The following is a 17,876-nucleotide window of genomic DNA, read 5'->3' as shown; positions in this document are numbered from 1 at the left end:
ATAGCAAAAACCAATATATTATCTGTTTTTGATTGCTTAGACAGTGACGACCAGGTTGTCGCGATGAATCAGCTCTGCATCACCCTGATAACCCAATAATTGATCGATGTAAGCGCTGGGCTGACCGATGATTTTGGTTGCCTCAAAGGCATGATAATTCACCAGGCCTCGAGCCACCTCACGACCGCCGCTATCAACGCACACGACCAGCTCGCCACGGGTGAAGTCCCCTCGCACGGCTTTTACTCCAACAGGCAGTAAACTTTTGCCTTTTTCCACCAGCACTTTCACCGCGCCGTCATCCAAAACCAAGGTGCCACGGGTTTGCAGGTGCCCGGCTATCCAGCGCTTGCGCGCCGCCTGAGGTTGCTGATCAGCCCACAAATAGGTACCCAAGTTATCGCCATTGGCTAAGCGGGTTAAGACGCTGTCCTGGCGCCCGCCGACAATCACGGTATCGGCACCTGAGCGAGCCGCCACACGGGCTGCGCGTACTTTGGTGATCATGCCACCGCGCCCTAGGCTACCGCCATCACCGGCCATGGTATCCAGGGTTTTGTCGGCAGCGGCCACTTCGCTGATTAATGTGGCATCTGGGTTTGAACGCGGATCGGCGTTGTACATGCCGTTTTGATCGGTGAGGATGACCAACACATCGGCGTCTACCAAATTCGCCACCAATGCCCCCAGAGTGTCGTTATCGCCAAAGCGAATCTCATCCGTCACAACGGTGTCGTTTTCATTCACCACTGGCACCACGCCCAATTCCAGCAGCGTAGTCAGCGTGGAGCGCGCGTTTAAATAGCGCTCTCGGGAGGATAAATCATCGTGATCCAGCAGCACCTGGGCCGTGTGCAACTCAAAGCGGGCAAACTCGGCTTCGTAGTTTTGAATCAGCCCCATTTGCCCAACGGCGGCGGCGGCCTGCAACCGATGAAGCTCAGTGGGGCGCTCGCGCCAGCCCAGTCGAGTCATGCCAGCCGCGACAGCGCCTGAAGACACCAGCACCAGCTCGATACCCCGCTGACGCAACTGGGCCATTTGCTCTACCCAGTGAGAGATGCCGGCGTAGTCTAGACCTTTGCCGTCATTGGTTAACAGTGCACTGCCAATCTTTACTACCCAGCGGCGGGCGCGGGTTATTTCCTGACGTCTTGTCATTAAGTTACCAATCTCGGGCTAGACATTACGGCGCGTAGATAATTTCTACGTCATCGTCTTCGTCGTCATCATCCTGCTGCTGTTTTTGCGCTTTACGCGCCGCACGGTGTTGCTCACGCAGTGTTTCGATACGCTCACGCACTTCTGCTTGCATGGCTTCTTGGAAGTCATACTCAGCCTGACGGGCATCGTCATCTTCGCGCTCGGTTTGCCACAGAGCTTCCAAGTGGCTCATTAATGCCGAAGCCAGTGTGTCCGTACCTAAGCTGCTGGCAGCAGCAATATGATAGGCGGGGCCCTGCCAGTCTAACTCGTCGATGATGCTCTGACAGATTTGCTCGCGCTCTTCCAAAGGCAGCAAATCTACTTTGTTCAGCACTAGCCAGCGCTCGCGCTTGGCCAAATGAGGGCTGAAGGTTTCCAGCTCGCGGGCAATGGTGCGCACATTTTCCACCGGGTTGCTGCCATCGGGTGGCGCCACATCCACTACGTGCAGCAGTACGCGGCATCGGGTTAAATGCTTTAAAAAGCGAATTCCCAGGCCTGCGCCTTCGGCAGCGCCTTCAATCACACCGGGAATATCCGCTACCACAAAGCTGCGGTGCTCTTGCACTTTAACCACACCAAGATTGGGCACAAGGGTTGTAAAGGGGTAATCGGCCACTTTGGGCTTGGCCGAACTCACCGAGCGGATAAACGTACTTTTGCCTGCGTTGGGCAGCCCCAGCAGGCCAACGTCTGCCAGCACTTTCATTTCCAGCTTAATTTGCCTTACCTCGCCTTCACTACCGGGGGTAGTTTGGCGCGGGGCGCGGTTGGTGCTGGATTTAAAACGAGTATTACCCAGGCCATGGAAGCCGCCTTGGGCCACTTTGAGAATTTGCCCCGCCTCGGTCATATCACCCAGAGTCTCACCTGTATCGACGTCGATAATCGTAGTGCCTACAGGCACCGGCAAGGTTAAATCTTCGCCGCTCTTGCCCCGGCAATCTTTACCGCGGCCGGACTCGCCGCTCTCGGCGCGAAAGCGACGTGTGTATCGGTAGTCAACCAGCGTGTTGAGGTTTTCATCGGCGCGTAAAAATACGCTGCCGCCATCGCCACCGTCGCCACCGTCGGGGCCGCCCTTGGCAATGAATTTTTCTCGCCGAAAGCTCAGGCAGCCATTACCGCCTCGGCCGGCTTCTACAAAAATTGGTGCCTCATCAACAAATTTCACGGTCTGACCCCGATAAACAAAAATGTAAGTGTAACAACAAAAAAAGCCCCATCGCTGATCGACGGGGCTCTTTTGCATTCGGCGTTAGCCGAGTGGCCGCTACGCAGCCAAACCTGGGGCGTTACGCAGTTTCGATCGATACGAAACGACGGTTGTGCTCGCCTTTGGTTTCAAATTTAACAGTGCCGTCTGCCTTGGCAAACAAAGTGTGGTCTTTACCAACACCTACGTTTACACCGGCGTGGAATTTGGTGCCACGCTGACGAACAATGATAGAGCCGGCTGAAACAGCTTCACCGCCAAAGCGCTTAACACCAAGGCGTTTACTTTCCGAATCGCGGCCGTTACGTGTACTACCGCCTGCTTTTTTGTGAGCCATGAGTAAACTCCTGCTTAACCTTTGATACCGGTGATTTTAACTTCAGTGTACCACTGACGGTGACCCTGACGCTTCATAGAGTGCTTACGACGACGGAATTTGATGATTTTCACCTTGTCCGCACGGCCGTGGCTTACCACTTCGGCAGTCACGCTAGCACCGTCCACTACGGGCGCACCGATTTTTACGTCATCGCCGTTAGCGACCAGGTACACCTTGTCGAATTCGATTTTCTCGCCAGTGGCGACTTCGATTTTTTCGAGCTTCAGGGTTTCGCCTTCCACTACACGATGCTGCTTGCCACCGCTTTCAAAAATTGCGTACATATTTGCTCCAAATAGTCTTGGACGACACGAAGTAACACAGCCTTGCCGTGGGTTTCGAGGACTTGCGCCGTTTACAGGGGCCGCGATTTTAGGGGAAACCCCCTTGCAAAGCAACTACTTTAGGGCGTTTTTTCTTCAAGCAGACATGAATCCGTACTCCTCGCCCCTTGGTCTGACGCAGGCTACCCCCTATAATGCCGCATCTTTATTTTCATCCAACAACCGCAGGGAACTTCAGCCCACAATGCAAGAGCAATATCACCCCTCCGAGGTGGAGACTCAGGCCCAACAATACTGGGAAGAAAACCAGAGTTTCGCCGTTACCGAAGACACCAGCCGCGAAAAGTTTTACTGCCTGGCGATGTTCCCCTACCCCAGCGGCAAACTGCACATGGGCCACGTGCGTAACTACACCATCTCCGACGTTATCGCGCGCTTTCAGCGCATGCAGGGCAAAAACGTGTTGCACCCCATGGGCTGGGATGCGTTCGGCCTGCCGGCCGAGAACGCCGCCATCAAAAACAACACCGCGCCAGCCAAATGGACCTACTCTAACGTCGACTATATGAAAGGCCAGCTCAAGCAACTGGGCTTTGGTTTTGACTGGAGCCGCGAGTTGGCCACCTGCCAAAGCGATTACTACCGCTGGGAGCAGTGGTTTTTCACCCGCCTCTACGAAAAAGGCTTGGTGTACAAAAAAATGGCCACCGTCAACTGGGATCCGGTAGACCAGACGGTACTGGCTAACGAGCAAGTCATTGACGGTCGCGGCTGGCGCTCAGGCGCCGTGATCGAACGCAAGGAAATCCCCCAGTGGTTTATCCGCATTACCGCTTACGCCGACGAGTTGCTGCAAGACCTTAACAAGCTGCCAAACTGGCCCGAGCAAGTAAAAACCATGCAGCGCAACTGGATCGGTAAAAGTCGCGGCATTGAAATGCGCTTTGACCTTGCCAGCAAATACGCCGAACACACGGGCTTTGAGGTATACACCACTCGCCCCGATACGCTAATGGGCGTCAGCTACGTCAGCCTGGCCGCCGAGCATCCGATCGCTCAATCGCTGGCAGCCGAGCATGAAACCATTGCCAAGTTCGTCGCCGAGTGTAAAGAGCAGTCCGTGGCCGAGGCCGATATGGCCAACATGGAAAAGAAAGGCATGGATACAGGCCTTAAAGCGCTGCACCCCATCACCAATGAAGAAGTGCCGGTGTGGATCGCCAACTATGTTCTGATGGATTACGGCTCGGGCGCGGTTATGGCCGTCCCCGCACACGATCAGCGCGATTTTGAATTTGCGCAAAAATACAGCTTACCAGTGCAACAGGTTATTGCCCCCAAAGATGGCAGTGAGATTGACCTTAATAAAGAAGCCTTTGTCGACAAAGGCGTGCTGGTTAACTCCGGTGAATACGACGGCCTGGACTTTAAAGCCGCCTTCGACGCTATTGCACAAACCTTAAAAGCGGCCAAAAAAGGCAAGGTACAAACCAACTATCGCCTGCGCGACTGGGGCGTGTCCCGCCAGCGTTACTGGGGCGCTCCGATTCCCATGTTTAACTTACCTGGCGGTGGCGAAATCCCGGTACCGGCGGATAAGCTGCCAGTACTGCTGCCAGAAGACGTGGTTATGGACGGGGTGCAATCCCCCATCAAAGCCGATGCCGAGTGGCGCAAAGCCGAAGTCGACGGCAAACAGGTAGAGCGCGAAACCGACACCTTTGACACCTTTATGGAGTCTTCCTGGTATTACGCCCGTTACACCTGCCCCAACTACACCGAAGGTATGCTGGACTCCGACGCCGCCAACTATTGGCTGCCGGTGGATCAGTATGTGGGCGGCATTGAGCACGCCATTTTGCACCTGCTGTACGCGCGCTTTTTCCACAAGTTAATGCGCGACGAAGGCCTGGTGGAGTCGGACGAGCCTTTCGACCGTTTGCTGTGTCAGGGCATGGTACTGAAAGACGGCGCCAAGATGAGCAAATCCAAGGGCAATACCGTCGACCCGGCCGAGCTGATCGAGCAATACGGTGCCGACACCGTACGCCTGTTCTCGATGTTTGCCGCCCCACCCGAGCAGAGCATGGAGTGGAGCGACTCGGGCGTAGAAGGTGCCAATCGCTTTTTACGCCGTTTATGGAAAACCATCCACGCCCACCTTGCCGCCGGTCAACCTGGCGAGCTAAACCTGGACGAGCTGAGCGAACAGCAGCGAGATTTACGCCGTAAAACCCACGAGACCATCGCCAAGGTCAGCGACGACTACGGCCGCAGGCAAACCTTCAACACCGCCATTGCCGCGGTAATGGAGCTGATGAACGACGTGGGCAAACTGGCAGACCGCAGCAACCCGCTGGGTCTGGCCGTTGAGCGCGAAGCACTGGAAGCGGCCGTATTGATGCTTGCGCCTATCGTCCCTCACGTTTCACAAGCCTTATGGCAGCATCTGGGGCACAGTGAAATCCCGCTGGATACCCCCTGGCCCGCTTTGGATGAAGCCGCACTGAAACGCTCAAGCATTGAGATGGTGGTTCAGGTCAACGGTAAAGTTCGCGACAAAATTCAGGCTCCGGTGGATGCCGATCGCGCCGATGTCGAAGCTATGGCGCTGAATCAGCACAACGTACAGCGGTTTTTGGAGGGGGTTACGGTTCGCAAGGTAATCGTAGTGCCCAACAAACTCGTTAACATAGTGGCCAACTGATGCACGCCGTTAAGCTCTGCCTGACTCTGACACTGCTGGCCCTGCTCACTGGCTGCGGCTGGCAGCTGCGCGGCTCTCTGATGCCGCCTTTGGAGATCGACAATATCCGTATTGTCTCGGCAGAACAGCACACGGACTTACTCCGCGAGCTGGAAGATGCGCTGCTCAATCAAGACATTAACGTCGTAGAAAGTAGCGCTGATTACACACTGGCTCTGGGCGAGGAAGAGCTGCGCCGCCGCACTGTAGGTGTCGGCGCCGACAGCCTGGCCGCCGCCTTTGAGCTAAAGCTGAGCATTGATTACCAGGTGTTCAACGGCGAGGGCACGCTCATTAGCGCCCAGGAGCAGGCCAGCATTACCCGCTCTTACGATGCCAGCGACACCACCGGCCTTGAACGCGAGCAAGACTTATTGCTCGCCGATATGCGTCGTGATCTCGCGCAACAAATACTGCGTCGCATCTACTTTATTTTGCAAGAAAGTCAATCTTAACCCGTGGCCAGAATTCGCCCCGATCAACTGCCCCGCGCGCTCCAGGATCGCCTGGCGCCGGTGTATCTGGTCAGTGGTGACGAACCTCTACTGGTACAAGAAGCCTGCGACACAATTCGTCATGCCGCGCGCCAACAGGGTTTTAGTGAACGCGAACTGCACCACGTAGACCCAGGCTTTGACTGGGGCCAACTGCACGACGCCGCAGCCAGCTTGTCACTGTTTGCCAGCAAAAAGCTCATTGAAATTCGCCTGCCTACTGGCAAGCCTGGCGACAAAGGCAGCCGCGCACTGAGCGAGTACGCGGCTACCCCCAGCGAGGATAATCTACTGCTGGTGATCACCGGCAAACTCGACAGCGCCGCCACCCGCAGTAAATGGTACAAAGCGCTCGATGGTGTGGGTGCTCATGTTCCCATTTGGCCCATCGATCCACCACAACTGCCACGCTGGATCAGTCAGCGGCTGCAACAGGCGGGGCTAAACGCCGACAAAGGCGCAATCGATCTGCTGGTGTCGCGCATTGAGGGCAACCTGTTAGCCGCCACCCAAGAGATAGAGAAACTCAAATTGCTCGCCCCCGAAGGCCACATCAGCACCGAACTGATGGCATCAGTCGTGGCCGACAGCGCACGCTATGATGTTTTCGGGCTGGCCGATCGGGCGCTATCGGGCGATGCCCGGGGCGCGGTAAAAAGCCTGCAAGGTTTAAAAACCGAAGGCACCGAAGCGCCAGCAGTGCTTTGGGCCTTAACCCGGGATATTCGCCAGCTATTACAGGTGGCCAATCAAATCGACCAGGGTAAACACCCGGACTGGGCCATGAAGCAAGCGGGTGTTTGGGCCAAACGCCAGGGGTTATTTGGCACGGCACTGCGTCGCCTTAAACGCCCGCACTTAGAGTTGCTGCTGCGCCAAGCCGCCGGTGTCGACCGCGCCGTAAAAGGCATGCGCAACGCGGACCCCTGGGACGAATTACTGGATTTAGTGCTCGCCCTGGCGGGCACATCGAGCCTGCAACCTGCTAACATCCGCCTGAGCCTTAAGCTGTAAAGCGGTGATTTAACAGCCGTACACCTAACTCTAATAACTGAACAACACCAACCATAAGAGAATCAAAATGACATTGAGCCAAACTATTACCGCCCTAACGCTTGCCACTGTAACCGGTTTCTTTTCGCTGAGTGCAGCGGCCGAGCCCTTATCTGTTCAGCCCGTGCCTCGCACTAAACAATTCGACTGGATGAGCGTATCCGGTTGGTACGAACGCCATGCCGCGGATGTAGCCTTGGCTGAAAAAGGCGAGGCCCGAGTGGTATTTCTTGGTGACTCCATCACTGAAGGCTGGGACTACCATATTTGGCAGGATAACTTCGCACCACTGAAGGCTGTGAATTTCGCCATCGGCGGGGATTTAACGCAAAACATGCTGTGGCGCTTTGAGCACGGTAACGTCGAGCAATTAAATCCCGAACTGGTTGTGATGATGGCTGGCGTTAACAATTACCTGCACAACAAAGCCACGCCTGAGAACACTTTTGCCGGGGTGCAAAAACTACTACAAGAAGCTCTTAAGGCTTACCCCAATGCCCAAGTCATTTTGCAAGCTGTACTGCCCTTTGGCAAACAGCCAAACACCCCCGAACGCCAATGGGTAAAAGACACCAACAAACTACTCAAAACCCTAGCGGACAATGAGCGCGTCAGTTTTTACGATTTTGGTGATGTCTTTCTGCAGCAAGACGGGCGCATCAGCAAAGACATAATGGGCGATTACCTGCACCCCAATGCCAATGGTTACAGCCTGTGGATTAAAGCCCTGCTGCCCGTCGTAAAAAGCACTTTAGGTGAGGGCTAATTCTATGACAATAAAACTGAACCGCCACATCAGCCTTGCCGCAATAACACTATGCGTCGCGGCCTTATCGGGCTGTGCTCACTCGCCCGGCACAAATGACAACACAGCCAGCAGCACAGCTTCTATCGAGCCCACCAGCAAACCTATCCGCTGGAGCGGACGCCACGTGGTAGAAAACCATCGGGTAAGCTTTGGGTACCCCAGCGTCAGTGCCAACATGGCGATTTCCGGCGGCACGCTGACCATGACAGCACACAGCAACACCGGCAACAGCTGGATGGCCGTGACGGTTGATGATAAACCACCCGTGCGCCTGCAAATTGCCAGCGAACCTACCACCTACACCTTAGTCACAGACGCCCGTAGCGAACGCAAGGTGCGCGTCAGCCACGTGGGCGAAACCTGGCGCGGTATAGTGTCGGTAGACGGTTTCAACCTAACCGGCGGCGAATTTCTAACCGCCCCTAACCCGCCAGAACGCAAGCTGTTGGTTATTGGCGATTCGGTCACTTGCGGGGAAGGCGTTTATACGCCGACAACACTGGATTGCGAAAACAACCCACGCCAGCCCGACTCGGATCACAGCTACGGTATGCTTCTGGGCAAGGCACTGAATGCCGAAACTCAACTGGTGTGCTACGGCGGGCGCGGTGTCATTCGCAGCTGGAATGGCAATACCGACGAGCTGCAGGCGCCGCAGTTTTTCGACCTAAAAATTCCCGAACCAGGACAACCCCAAGCAGACCTACAGGCGTTTGTGCCAGACACTATCGTGATTTCGCTGGGCACCAATGACTTCAGCCTGGGCATTGGCCCCTTACCGCAACAAGAGGACTTCGTCGGCGCCTACGTGTCTTTTGTCGAGCGTTTACTGGCACTCTACCCCGAGGCCAAAATTGCCCTTACCGAAGGCTCTATCGTTAACGATCAGGCCGACCCCGCCCGACCGCAAAAAACGGTACTGCGTGATTACCTTTTAGCCACCGTAAACACCGTTAACAGCCCGCGAGTAAAAGCCATTGATTCGCCCTACTACCCGGGCGATAGCTGCGACGCCCACCCAACCGGCGAGCAACATAAAAAAATGGCCGAGGCTTTACTACAGCAACTCTAGGCGCTGATCTGGTATTGGAGCAAAGGCCCAATTAATGGGCAAAGTTTGAACCATAACGATAAATAACATTCCAACGCTTGTAATACCGGGCAGGGTTAAGCAAAGTCTGGTATTACAAGCAAAAACACACTAACTTTACTGGTGTGGAGAAATGCCCATTTCTATTTCAAGGAATGTATAGCTAAATCAGGTGCCGTTATGAGTAGCAACAAGTCGCCCAGTAACTCTCTGGTGATTGTCGTAGTACTGATTCTAATTCTGCTGTTAGGCGGGTTTATTTACTGGAACAGCACTCGCGAAGCCGAGCCAGAAACCCCTGTTGCCCCCATGCCACAACCTGTTACTCCAGCACCAGCTCCGGTGGCCCCGCCAGAGCCAGCACCTGAGCCCGAACCAGCACCGATCCCTGAACCAGAGCCAGAACCGGCCCCCGAGCCAGCGCCTGAACCAGAGCCCGAACCTGTGGCAGAGCTGCCACCGCTGAACGAAAGTGATGACTTTGTCGCCGGTGAGCTTAGCCAGGCCGCCGCCCCCGAGCTGATTAAGCTGGTTGTGCCGGAAGAGACCGTGCGTAAAACCGTGCGCGCTGTGATAGGTGTTTCCGAAGGCCGCCTGGTAAACCAGTACCGTCCTGTGATGTCACCACTGCCCACCATGGGCGTCACTCAAACGGCCGGTGGTGCCGACCCCGAATATCAACTCACCGAGAAAAATTTCGAGCGCTACGAGCAACACATTGCTTTGATGGAATCCATCCCACCAGAAAACCTGGCGACCATGTACACCAGCATGGCACCCATGTTTAACGAAGCCTATGCCGAACAGGGACTGGAAGGCGATTTTCGCAATGTAGTACTCGAAGCGGTCAACACCCTGCTCGCCACCCCCGACATCGACGAGCCACTGACACTGAAGCGCCCCACAGTAATGTACAAATACGCCGACTCAGAAATTGAGGCGCTGCCGGAGCCACAAAAGCTGATGCTGCGTATCGGGCCTGAAAACCGTGAACGTGTAAAAGCTTATTTGCGTGAGTTTAAGCAGGCTTTGGAAGAGTAAAACCACTAAAGCTTGGTAAATAAAAAGGCCGGATTATTAATCCGGCCAGACTGCTGACAAAGCCCTAGCCTAAACGCTGGGGTTTTTTCATAATGGGGCATGCTAAAAGATCGCCCCCAAACACAGTCCGAGCTCGAGTTTGTCAGCATTGACGCTTTGGTTCCTGCCGACCACCTACTTCGAAAGATCGAAGCTAAGGTCGATTTCACCTTCATCCATGACCTGGTTAGCCCCTATTACTGCCAAGATAACGGACGGCCTGCGCTCGATCCGACACTGATGTTTAAGTTGCTGTTCATCGGCTACTTGTTTGGCATTCGCAGTGAGCGGCAATTAATGAAAGACGTACAAGTCAACGTCGCCTACCGATGGTTTCTGGGCCTGAACTTGACCGATAAAGTCCCAGACGCCTCCACGCTGAGCCAGAACCGTATTCGGCGTTTCAACGAAGCGGATGTCTATCAGCAGATCTTTGATGAGATCGTTCTGCAAGCGATGAAGCGTAAGCTGGTCGGAGGCAAAACACTCTATACCGACTCCACGCATTTAAAAGCCAACGCCAACAAGAACAAGCACATTAAAGTGCGCGCTCAATCTGAGCACCAAGCGTATATGGACGACCTGGATAAAGCGGTTGAGGAGGATAGGCTAAGGCACGGAAAAAAGCCCTTAGCGCCGCCATCGAAGCGGGCACCCGAGCGTGAGATCAAACAAAGCTGCACAGACCCGCAGAGCGGTTACATGGTGCGGGATAACAAGCCGCAAGGCTTTTTCTACCTGGACCACCGTAGCGTCGATAGCCGCTGCAGCATCATCACAGACGTGCACGTGACCGCCGGGAATGTACACGATGCCGTCCCCTTTTTGTCCCGCCTAGACAGGCAGAAACAGCGCTTTGGGTTCACGTTGGAACATGTCGGCGTTGATGCCGGTTATTTTACGGCAGCGGTCTGTAAAGGCCTGGAAGACCGTGATATTTACGCCGTCATGGGCTACCGCCGTCCCACCCATAAAAGGGGCTATTTTTATAAGCGTGAGTATGACTACGACGCAAAACACGACCGCTACACCTGCCCACAAGGCGAACACTTAATGTACCGCACCACAAGCCGTGAAGGTTATCGGCACTACCAATCGACCCCCCTCGTTTGCCAGGACTGTCCTGTCCGTGAACAGTGCACCAAGAACCAACAACACGTCAAAACACTCACGCGGCATGTGTGGGAAGACAGTAAAGAACGCGTGAATGAACACCGTTATAGCGATAACGGAAAGGCCATATACGCCAGGCGGAAAGAAACGGTAGAGAGAAGCTTTGCCGATGCCAAACAATTACATGGTTATCGCTATGCGCGCTTCCGCGGTCGCGCAAAAGTACAAGCGCAGTGCCTAATGGTCGCTGCAGCCCAGAACATGAAGAAGATAGCGCTCATGGCCGCCTAGGGGCCGCATTTACCCTTCATTTAGCCCCTAGAGGCAGCTTTGAACACCTAAATCAGCCTCTCGAACTGTCACGAATCACACCGCTAAGATGCTTGTGACGTAAGTGCTCTTAAGCTCTATCGCCCCAAAAACGAATAAACCCCAGCGAAAATGCCGGGGTTTATCAACAGTCTGGCCGGATTATTAATCCGGCCTTTTTATTTACCACGACAATAATTTTGCTACAGTCTCTTCAGATCAGAGTTACCCCCCAGAAAACACTCACCTAAACTCTTAGCGTGTGAAACTTTGTTCAAATTCACCGGCAAATAACGGCAGCGCTCATAAAACTTAGCTGCTTCTCTCGAGTCCGTAAATAAAACCACTTGCTCAAAATAAGTAGACGCATACTCCTCTATCCTCTTCAGCAAGAGTTTGCCAGCGCCTACGCCCCTATATTTCTTAGCGATATACATTCGCCTAATCCGGCCATTCAGCTCTGGACTATAAGGGCATTGACTAACTCCGCCAACACCAATCAAATCTCTATTATTGAACACCGCGAACAAGGCTTCACCAGGCAAAGAAAAACGATTCGCTCCTGATTGAAACTCAACAGCCAATCGTTTTATAAATCGATAACCTTGCGAAGAACTCTCAGATACGAGCGCATCAATCTCAGTCGGGAGAGTGTCTATCCGATGTACATTCAACGGCTATCTCTCGCTAGTTTAAAAAGTGGATAAAACCTTGTTATCTGTTCAGATCTGCCTCTTTTCCAAAGGGTTTGCTCATCAACACCAATTTAGGCAACAACGTAAGCGAACCCAAAATCGCCGCAAACATTGCCAATGCGGTTAGCGCCCCAAAATAAATGGAGGGTATAAACTCCGACAGGGTCAAAATCAAAAACCCAACAATAATAATTACCGCCGTGTAATACATAGCGCGGCCGATGGAGGCGTGGGAACTGTGCATGGCTTCAACATAGCTACCGCAGCGAGCAAACTCGTCGCGAAAGCGGTAAAGGTAATGAATTGCATGATCCACACCCACGCCGACGGTAATAGCAGCGATGGTAATAGTCATCATATCCAGTGGTATACCCGCAAGCCCCATACCACCAAGCACCACACCTGCGGCAAGCAAATTGGGCAGCAACGAAATAATCGCAATAGTCAAGGAGCGAAACAGGATCAGAAACATCAGCATAATGCCAAGAAATACCGCCCCTAGAGTGACAATTTGCGATTTGAATAAACTTTGCAGCATGTTGTTATACAACACCAGCATACCGGTAAAGTTAACCTGCTCCGGCGCCAAACCGACATCGCCCTGAGCGTAGGTGCGAATCTGCTCAACCAGTTCGGCGCGTTTTAAATTTGGGCTCGTCTCTATCACTCGCAAAGTGATGCGGGTTTGGTTGTTGGCGTCATCCAAATAGGGATTGAGCAAGAAACCGCGAATGTCATCGGACAACATGTTGCGCATAACGCCCAGCTCAAAACTATTCAGTTTACCGCCGTTAATGTCTTGGGCTACCTCATACATGGTGCAGAGCGATTGCACCTTACCCACTTCGGGCAAAGATTCTAAATACTGATGCAACTCGCACACGGTTTGTAAGCCCACCGGGTTAAACCAAGCGCTCTCGCTCGCGGTCGTCTCGGCGTCTTCGGAATCGGCAAAGGGGTCACCACCGAAGGGGTCATCAAACTCACCGCCGGAATCACTCGCGCTGTCGCTGGCAAACGGCTCATCAAAACCAAACTCATCCTCTGCCACCGGTGCGGCCTCTTGATCTGCAGACTGATCCGGCTGCGTTTGCGCCTGGGTGGGAGCATCGAGCACAATATCCAAGCTGATGGTGCCACCCAACTGCTGGTCAATCACCGACATGCCTTGATAGATTTCCGTATCTTTGTGGAAATAGTCGATAAATTTATTTTCCACTTTTAACTGGCTCATGCCATACACGCTGACAATAGCCACAGCCAGCGCAAACATCACCACCAAGTTACCATGGCGTTCGGCAATGCGGGAGAAACGCAAGGTCGTGGCCGCCGATTGGTCGCCCTTGTCTTTGGACTCACCTTTAGGCAGCAACATCAAAGCCGCCGGTAAAATCAAAAAGGCCAGCACCAGCGCGTAGCTCAGGCCGATGGTCATCATCCAGCCAAAATCGATCACGGGGCGAATATCGCTGACCACCAAAGACACAAACGCCACAATGGTCGTGAGCGCCGTATACAAACACGGTTTGGCCATTTGCCCGGCAGTAGCCAGTACCAGTTCGCGCTGCTCCCAATCGGGATGTCGCGCGTGCAGCTCGCGGTAACGCACCACCAGATGAATGGTAATGGCGAGCGTCATAATCAGCAGCAAAGCGACAAAATTAGAAGAGATAACGGTTAAGCGCCAATCAACCCAACTCAGTAACCCCAGAACAGAGACCACCGCCATAACGCAAACACTGAGAGGCAAAACCACAAAACGCAACTGACGGAAAATAAACGCCAGCATTAAGACAATAAAAATAATAATGGCGCTGCCGAATACCACGAGATCACTGCGAATAAACTCGATCATATCGGCCGTGATCATACTTACGCCGCCTAAGAATACTTCGGCATTGTCATCGTATCGGCTGAGAATGGTGCGAATGGTTTCAACGCGCTGATGGCCTTGCGCCATCAGCTCGGTGCGATAGGCGAGAAATTCAGCGCTTATTTGCTCCAGCTGCTGCGCTTCCTCATTATTTAAGCCTTCACTGTTGCGCTTAGCACGCAGCGCATCGCGCTCGCGCACCATCTCGATGTAACGATTATTGACTTCTAGATTGAGTTGCAGCGCCGTGGTTTTTTCGTCGGGCGAGAGTAACGTATCGCGGTAGATCGGACTATGCAGAAACTCCTGCTTGGCCATATTCTTGTCGACGCCCGGTGTTAGCAAGGTACGGGTAGACTCCTGCTGCTCTGCGAGCGTTCGTACCGGGCTGTAAAGCAAAGGTACGGTCAAAATCGAGTTGATACTTTTAACCCCTTGAACGCCGGCCAGTTCATCCTGCAATTGCTGCAGCGTTTGCAGCGATTGCTCTGAAAGCATAGGCACCTTTGGGGTGTAGGTGACGACCAGAAAATCGCCGCTCTGATAGCGCTTATTGATTTGCCGAAAATAATCCAGCGAGGTATCACTTTCTAAGGTCAGTGAATCGGCCGAAGCATCCAGCTTAAAGTTTGGCAAGCCAAAAGCCGCGAGTACGGTTAACGCTAGCAAGGCCAATAATACCCAACGGGGGAATTGGGTAATCAGAGTTTGGTAAAACGACGTCAGTACCTTCATGGTGGTATTGCGGCTCCTTGAGTTCCGGCTTACGTTGAGGCGGCCATTATGGGTGATTTAAAGAGTTTTATCGATCTGAGTGGCCCAGGTTGCGCTCGGGGCTCACCAAATCACGGATTCGCTGCTTAAGTTCTTTTGCCTCGGGAAAGCCACCGTCACGCTGGCGCTCCCACACTAAGGAGTCGTTCAGCCAGACGGCAAACACCCCACCATCACCAGGCTGAAGACTGACCCGATCAATCTCATCCGGGAAGGTGCTCAAGAGTTCTTGAGCCAACCAAGCCGAGCGCAGCATCCAGCGGCAGAGGTTACAGTAATGGATTACAATTTGGGTGTGGGCTACCGGGGGCGCCGTAAAATCGTCAAAAGGCATAATAAGTCTCACTCTGGGCCGTACCAAACCCCGCTGTTAGCGGGTGTAATCTGACATAATGTGCAACAGTGTTAATGTTACTTCTTTTTAAGCGGTACGAATCATGCTGAAATTACAGCGCGAGGACAAGCAACAAAGCCCGATTGTCATCGTCGAGAAGCTATACACCCTCGGCAGCTCAACACATAATGATGTGGTCATTGAGGCCGTCGATATTGACCCTCAGCACGCCAAGTTAGTTCATGCCAACAAACAGGTAACACTTAAAGACAGCGACAGCAGCAGCGGTTGTTTTGTAAACGGCCAACGGGTAACACAAAAGGTTTTACAAGTAGGTGATCAACTCAGCCTTGGCAGCGCTAATTTCAGAGTTTTGCCGCTTTCAGCGACCGATACCCGACTGCAAGCTTTTAACCCTGGCTGGCAACTGATAGCCGACGGCAGCTGGCTTACCGGCCAAATTTTTACCGTTGAACCCAATAAGCGCTACATCATCGGCCGTGCCAGTGATTGCGACATCCCCATTAAAGGGTCGCACTTGTCGCGCCGCCACACCGAAGTAGCATTACTGGGCGGTTCGCTGCGAATCCGTGATTTAAATTCCACCAACGGCACCTTTGTCAATGAAAGGCCTATTACCGACGATTTAGCCCATCATGGCGATCACCTACGCGTTGATGTCTACAGCTTTCGCATTGTCAATCCAGAGCGAGAAATCGCCGCTGCGCGCGCGCGGCCCCAAGCACCTGTACCGAGCCCCTCTTTACGCAAGTCAGAAAGCGAGCCCAAGCGCTGGAAAACCAAACCTACCAGCCCCGGCAACCGCACGGAACCTACCTACCCTGCGCAGCGCTCTCACACTCATTGGGTATGGGCAGGTGTTGTTGTCGCCCTACTCGCCGCTCTGGCAATGGCCATCATTTACTGACACGACACTCGCCCATAGGGCCGTAACGGGGGTTATCCCTATAAAGATTGTGTTAGAATCCGGCGCGAATTGACAACCACACCGGAAAATTTGCTATGAGCTTCGACAAAGTCCCTTCTGGCAAAAGCCTGCCAGACGATATGAACGTCATTATCGAAATCCCGATGAACGGTGAACCCATTAAATACGAAGTCGACAAAGACAGCGATTGCGTTTTTGTTGACCGTATTTTAGGCACCTCCATGCACTACCCGTGCAACTACGGTTACGTACCTCACACCCTGTGCGGTGACGGCGACCCCGTTGACGTTCTGGTACTGCTGAACCACGCCCTGATGCCTGGCTCTGTGATTCGCTGCCGCCCGATTGGTGTTTTGAAAATGACGGACGAATCCGGTGAAGATGCCAAAGTACTTGCCGTACCTGTCGACAAGGTAACCCCACTGTACAGCAAAGTTAAATCGGTAGAAGATGTACCGGAAATCACCCTAAAAGGCATTGAGCACTTCTTCGAGCGCTACAAAGATCTGGAAGAAGGCAAATGGGTTAAGGTTGACGGCTGGGAGGGTGTTGAGTCTGCCCGCGCCGAGATCAACGATTCTGTAGAGCGCTACAACAAGGGTTAATCACCCACCCGGTAAAGATTAACCATTGGTACCCGAAAGCGGCATTGCTGAATGTAGCACTGTCGCTTTTTTATTGTTTTGGCATTCAACAGCGCTAATCTTGCAATTGCAAACCGCTAATATCCGGCACCACCGGTTCACGCACCTCTTTCTTTTGCCCCAAATCACTGCCCACCGGAGCCAAGTCCACCGACAGTTCAGCCACTGGCACAGGTTCCGTGCGTTGGCGCTCTTGAGGTTGCAGTAGATCGGCCCCCACCTCGGATAACTCCCAGTTCTCGGTGTCGATTTCCGGCAGTGGCAGAACACCACGCTCATCGGCCTGCAACAAGTCTTCACCCGCAGGCGCTACCGCAAACTCAGGCACGTTCACCAGTGGGCCAACATCAGCGGTACGCTCGGTTTGATCCAACAACAATTCGCCCGTTGGCCGCAGGCTGTAATTGGCCGCAGGTATGTCAGCATTCACCTGACGCTGACGCTCTGTGGGCCGCAACAGGTTAGAGCCCACGGGCGCTAAAGATAGGCCTCGCCTGGGCGCAGCAGCGGGCGCACTGGCTTGTTCAGCAGCAGAAGAGGCCACCAACCTCACTTCTGCCCCGGCTTTTTGCAGTACAGCCTGGTATTTAAGGGCGGTGGCTTTATCCAGTTTACGCTTTATAGACACGGGACGACCGGTAAAAAGCGCCTCGATCCGATTGGCGTCGGCCTTGAACAACTGCTGTAACTTTTGTTTTACCTCGTCGAGGTTATGGCCCAGCACAATATCGCCGCGAAACACCAGATTAAATAATGCGTCATTTTCCATTACAACTACCTATGAACATTTTTTCTTATGTTAGCACGCGACCGAGACACTAAACCGACC

17 protein-coding genes are annotated in these 17,876 nt (G+C 53.5%); 9 read left to right on the top strand and 8 right to left on the bottom strand.

Translation table 11 applies throughout. The annotated features are described in order from the left end of the window. Positions 1-36: 36 nt before the first annotated feature. The 4 genes from proB to rplU all read right to left on the bottom strand — a co-directional run bounded on the left by proB (position 37) and on the right by rplU (position 3,085). Complete coding sequence (gene proB, locus D568_RS0104275; RefSeq protein WP_020208340.1) at positions 37-1,161, bottom strand: glutamate 5-kinase; 1,125 nt, start codon at positions 1,159-1,161, stop codon at positions 37-39. A gap of 25 nt (positions 1,162-1,186) precedes the next feature. Continuing rightward, a complete protein-coding gene (gene cgtA, locus D568_RS0104270; protein ID WP_026286844.1) occupies positions 1,187-2,380 on the bottom strand; it encodes an Obg family GTPase CgtA in 1,194 nt (397 codons plus the stop codon). 121 nt (positions 2,381-2,501) lie between these two features. After that, positions 2,502-2,759, bottom strand: a complete 258-nt coding sequence (rpmA, locus tag D568_RS0104265; RefSeq protein ID WP_020208338.1) for a 50S ribosomal protein L27 — start codon at positions 2,757-2,759, stop codon at positions 2,502-2,504. Between the two features lie 14 nt (positions 2,760-2,773). Next, positions 2,774-3,085, bottom strand: a complete 312-nt coding sequence (gene rplU, locus D568_RS0104260; RefSeq protein WP_020208337.1) for a 50S ribosomal protein L21 — start codon at positions 3,083-3,085, stop codon at positions 2,774-2,776. Positions 3,086-3,329: 244 nt separating this feature from the next. On the opposite strand from rplU, the gene leuS reads away from it, so the two are divergent. The 7 genes from leuS to D568_RS0104225 all read left to right on the top strand — a co-directional run bounded on the left by leuS (position 3,330) and on the right by D568_RS0104225 (position 11,760). Next, positions 3,330-5,792: a leucine--tRNA ligase gene (leuS, locus tag D568_RS0104255; protein ID WP_020208336.1), complete on the top strand. Its 2,463-nt coding sequence runs from the start codon at positions 3,330-3,332 to the stop codon at positions 5,790-5,792. Next, entirely contained in the window at positions 5,792-6,286 is a 495-nt protein-coding gene (locus D568_RS0104250) for an LPS-assembly lipoprotein LptE (protein WP_020208335.1), read from the top strand. Before leuS ends, D568_RS0104250 begins: the two co-directional genes overlap by 1 nt. Positions 6,287-6,289: 3 nt before the next feature. Continuing rightward, positions 6,290-7,339, top strand: a complete 1,050-nt coding sequence (gene holA, locus D568_RS0104245; RefSeq protein ID WP_020208334.1) for a DNA polymerase III subunit delta — start codon at positions 6,290-6,292, stop codon at positions 7,337-7,339. Positions 7,340-7,406: 67 nt separating this feature from the next. Next, entirely contained in the window at positions 7,407-8,144 is a 738-nt protein-coding gene (locus D568_RS19235; protein WP_020208333.1) for a GDSL-type esterase/lipase family protein, read from the top strand. 4 nt (positions 8,145-8,148) lie between these two features. Continuing rightward, positions 8,149-9,258, top strand: coding sequence for an SGNH/GDSL hydrolase family protein (locus D568_RS19230; RefSeq protein WP_020208332.1), 1,110 nt, complete (start codon positions 8,149-8,151; stop codon positions 9,256-9,258). Positions 9,259-9,456: 198 nt separating this feature from the next. Next, a complete protein-coding gene (locus D568_RS0104230; protein WP_020208331.1) occupies positions 9,457-10,317 on the top strand; it encodes a DUF3014 domain-containing protein in 861 nt (286 codons plus the stop codon). A 99-nt stretch (positions 10,318-10,416) separates the two neighbouring features. After that, positions 10,417-11,760 carry an IS1182 family transposase gene (locus D568_RS0104225; RefSeq protein WP_020208330.1) on the top strand — a complete coding sequence of 448 codons (1,344 nt, stop codon included), beginning with the start codon at positions 10,417-10,419 and terminating at the stop codon, positions 11,758-11,760. Positions 11,761-11,981: 221 nt separating this feature from the next. Here the strand turns inward: D568_RS0104225 and D568_RS22220 are convergent, their stop codons facing one another. The 3 genes from D568_RS22220 to D568_RS0104210 all read right to left on the bottom strand — a co-directional run bounded on the left by D568_RS22220 (position 11,982) and on the right by D568_RS0104210 (position 15,454). Then, the gene (locus D568_RS22220; protein WP_425401956.1) at positions 11,982-12,362 is read right to left on the bottom strand and encodes a GNAT family N-acetyltransferase; all 381 of its coding nucleotides are present in this window, start codon (positions 12,360-12,362) and stop codon (positions 11,982-11,984) included. Between the two features lie 130 nt (positions 12,363-12,492). Then, entirely contained in the window at positions 12,493-15,081 is a 2,589-nt protein-coding gene (locus tag D568_RS0104215) for an efflux RND transporter permease subunit (protein WP_020208328.1), read from the bottom strand. Between the two features lie 67 nt (positions 15,082-15,148). Beyond that, entirely contained in the window at positions 15,149-15,454 is a 306-nt protein-coding gene (locus D568_RS0104210) for an Rdx family protein (protein WP_020208327.1), read from the bottom strand. 103 nt (positions 15,455-15,557) lie between these two features. Between D568_RS0104210 and D568_RS0104205 the strand changes: the two genes are divergently transcribed. Beyond that, the gene (locus D568_RS0104205; RefSeq protein WP_020208326.1) at positions 15,558-16,382 is read left to right on the top strand and encodes an FHA domain-containing protein; all 825 of its coding nucleotides are present in this window, start codon (positions 15,558-15,560) and stop codon (positions 16,380-16,382) included. Positions 16,383-16,477: 95 nt separating this feature from the next. Beyond that, complete coding sequence (gene ppa / locus D568_RS0104200) at positions 16,478-17,008, top strand: inorganic diphosphatase (protein WP_020208325.1); 531 nt, start codon at positions 16,478-16,480, stop codon at positions 17,006-17,008. Between the two features lie 94 nt (positions 17,009-17,102). Here the strand turns inward: ppa and D568_RS0104195 are convergent, their stop codons facing one another. After that, complete coding sequence (locus tag D568_RS0104195; RefSeq protein WP_020208324.1) at positions 17,103-17,816, bottom strand: hypothetical protein; 714 nt, start codon at positions 17,814-17,816, stop codon at positions 17,103-17,105. Positions 17,817-17,876 lie beyond the last annotated feature (60 nt).

The organism is Gilvimarinus chinensis DSM 19667, assembly GCF_000377745.1.
GTDB lineage: Bacteria > Pseudomonadota > Gammaproteobacteria > Pseudomonadales > Cellvibrionaceae > Gilvimarinus > Gilvimarinus chinensis.
Note: the sequence above shows the minus strand (reverse complement) of the source record. Positions and strands in the feature narration are given on the sequence as shown.